At 37.6% G+C, this 2,935-nt stretch carries 4 protein-coding genes; all 4 read right to left on the bottom strand.

Annotation, left to right across the window (positions count from 1 at the left end; genetic code table 11):
- Positions 1–216: 216 nt before the first annotated feature.
- The gene (locus tag QZY09_RS05490) at positions 217–993 is read right to left on the bottom strand and encodes a hypothetical protein (protein ID WP_295669261.1); all 777 of its coding nucleotides are present in this window, start codon (positions 991–993) and stop codon (positions 217–219) included.
- A 179-nt stretch (positions 994–1,172) separates the two neighbouring features.
- Positions 1,173–1,850, bottom strand: a complete 678-nt coding sequence (locus QZY09_RS05485) for a DUF4738 domain-containing protein (protein WP_295669258.1) — start codon at positions 1,848–1,850, stop codon at positions 1,173–1,175.
- Between the two features lie 161 nt (positions 1,851–2,011).
- Entirely contained in the window at positions 2,012–2,521 is a 510-nt protein-coding gene (locus QZY09_RS05480; protein WP_295669256.1) for a YcxB family protein, read from the bottom strand.
- Positions 2,522–2,583: 62 nt separating this feature from the next.
- Positions 2,584–2,935, bottom strand: a 352-nt coding sequence (locus QZY09_RS05475; protein ID WP_295669253.1) for a hypothetical protein, incomplete at its 5' end; no start/stop codon positions are given.

The raw sequence follows: 2,935 nt of genomic DNA, 5'->3' as shown, positions 1-2,935 counted from the left end.
GTAATAACATTATGCTGCTTTGAAATTTTTGAATGTAAAACCTTTGTATCATAAGATGATAAATAATCACTAAACGGTCGCTTAACTATCAGCTATGAGATCGCCGTTTATGACTACGGAAAATTTCCCGGGCATCCATAGTCGTCGTTAATACCATAGAACTATTGGTGCCATTTGATCGTGTTTAACAGCTGGCAGCAAAGGGGCAAAGTGACATCAATTATATTCCCAAAATTCTTTAAGTATAATATGGTTTGCCTTCTGCTTTTTCTCAATGGCATCGAACAGGAAATATTTGTGCATTGCGCCTGTTAACACGACAATTTTCTTTCCTTTGTATTGATCGCAATATTTTAAAATATTATCCACCATGGTATTGTTGCGGAATGTCCAGAAATCGCCGTCCTGTTTCCAGAATTTCGCCCATTGCTGCATATATTTTACCCGGTAACAAATCCCCAGGAAACCGTTATAGTTAAGGTCCTGCCTCAATTTTGAAACTTGCTGATAGGTTACACTGTTCAACTCCTTCAAGTCAGCATTTGAACCCATGGTATTCAATATGGTGTTTACTTCGATCATGTTTCGATAAACGCAATAAGATAGCGAGTCCATTAGTTTATTGCTGTAAACGCTATCCATGGAATGAAAGAAACTGTTTTCCTTTGTAAATATCTGCTTGTCGGCGTAAAATTTATTGCGGTTTTTATAGTCAAATGGCTTTACGATGACGTTATAATCTTTTTCCAGTCTTTTAACTGACGTCGGTTCCAATTCGTTTGAATTGATTAAAAATTCACCGTCATCGCTCATCGTTGAACTATCCTGCTCCATTAAAACTACATCGGGTTTTATTTTATTCAACTGCTCATATATCGATTGGCTGTTGATATTTTCGGTAGGATAATGCTGTGTTCCGATAATGGTGAGGTAGGTTTGCGCCTGCGAAAACTGAGTGATTAATACCAGCGTTGCTAATAAAAATATCTTCATTGTGATTGATTAAAAGTTTAAACAGGCATAAGACAGCAGTTGTCTGTGTGGCGTTGCATTGCAGATATAAAAAGAGCTGAATTTATTGAGTTTTGAGAGTCAAATAACATTGAGTTTGATAAACGGGGCGGGAAGATGGCGGAATAAATGTCAGGCAGCCAAGCTTGTTTAATGAATGCTTACCATTCCTCGTGATATTTGTTTATAAATGTAAAATCGTCCATAATTTTCTCTTTCCCGTTTTTATCTATAACTAAATGAACGGCGGTGCCCAAATCTGTTAAAGGAATTGATACCGAGAAACCAAACATAAACCCTCCTTTGGCTTCGTTATATTTCCCCGACCCTCCTCCAAAAAGGACCGCATACTTTTTTTGTTGTTCATCAAGGATTGCATTAAAATAGCTTTTCGTGATTATCTTGTTAAACAAAGTGTCTTTGTTTTTGAGAAGGATTATTTTAGAGACAAAAGTGTTGGCTGTAAAATCTTTTGTGGTATCACCGCCCCACAAGTATCGTTTCGGAATTATTAACGAACTGTCGTGCAGGCAATAATAAGTCTCATGCAGATGCAATGTGTCGCTCCCGCTGATAACCTGCTTGTCTGTTTTTTCAATTTTATTGTATGAAGCAAGAAAGTCCGCTAAAACCTCTTCAAATGACTCTGAGTCATTATTTTCAGTCGTGTCCGCAATTGCGTCTTGCTGTGTAGGCTGTTTTCTTGGTTTTACGCTGTCCTTAAGCCGCCTGGACTGAGAATCTGTCGAAACATGTTTTTCGCCGCAGCCAGCCCGTAATAAAACTAAACATAATCCCCAAAAAAAATTTCGCATTAATAAATCTTCGTTAAATGTCATCCCTTTTTTTTCACTGCAACTCGCAACTGTCCACTGCCTACTCTTTCACCGCCGTCACCCGTGATCCATCATCCCCCTTAGTTTCAAAAATAATTTCTTTGTCCGTTAATTCCGACACCCAAAACGGGAATTTACGGATGGTAGCTTCGGTTATGCTTTTTCTACATTGTTATTTTTACCTTCAAGTTTTGTGATTGTAAATATTTTTTTAGCTCCTGAACGTGAATAAGATCATCCTTTCCCAGTTTAACAAAGTTAGCAGTCATGGAACTCTGGTATAGTATAAGCCAGCCCTTAACTGACCGTATTTTATAAAATGCAGCCCAATTAAATGTAGCATTAAAGGACTCGCCTGTAAGTGTAAAACCATGCTCGGAGAAATGATAGACTATTGATTCTTTAATTCGGGGGTTTCTTTTATAACCTAGAAGGCATACTAAAAACATTAATATTGGTAAATAAACTTGTGCTGCTAATAAAACTAATCCAAAGGAGTATAAGTCGGAATTTAAAATATCGTTTCTGTGAAGCGCGAAAAAAATACCGTAAGAAATTAAATAAAGGATTGTTGTTATTGTTAAAATCTTTATCCACAATTTCGAATAGAGGAGATACATTTGAAGGCCCAGGTATTCCTTAAAAGTGAACTTGTTGGATGTCGTAAATTCCATTGTGATCGTTAAAGTTAGGATTTAAACTTAGAAAATTACCAAATTGTTATTATAATACTTATTTACTCCTTCACCGCCGTCACCTGTGATCCATCGTTCCCTTTGGTTTCAAAAACAATTTTCTTATCTGTTAATTCAGATACCCAAAACGGGAATTTACGGGTGCTGCCATCTGGCAGGCTCTCGGTATAATTGATGTTATGCCCGTCGATGGTGAATTTTCCATGCGACAACACTTTTCCTGTCCACATGATAACTAAAGTATTGTTTGGCGAGAACTGGATATAAGGCGCGGCATAAGTTATGTCATGTTTGCTCACGGTATCCGGTGGGTAGGCATTTGGGTGTTCCACTTTGATGTATTTCCATTTGCCGTAAAGGTCATCAGCATTGATAGTGGATTTGCAGGACGCG

Origin of the sequence: uncultured Mucilaginibacter sp., from assembly GCF_903913935.1 — a bacterium.
In the GTDB taxonomy this organism is placed as follows: domain Bacteria; phylum Bacteroidota; class Bacteroidia; order Sphingobacteriales; family Sphingobacteriaceae; genus Mucilaginibacter.
This window is presented reverse-complemented; position numbering and strand designations above follow the sequence as displayed.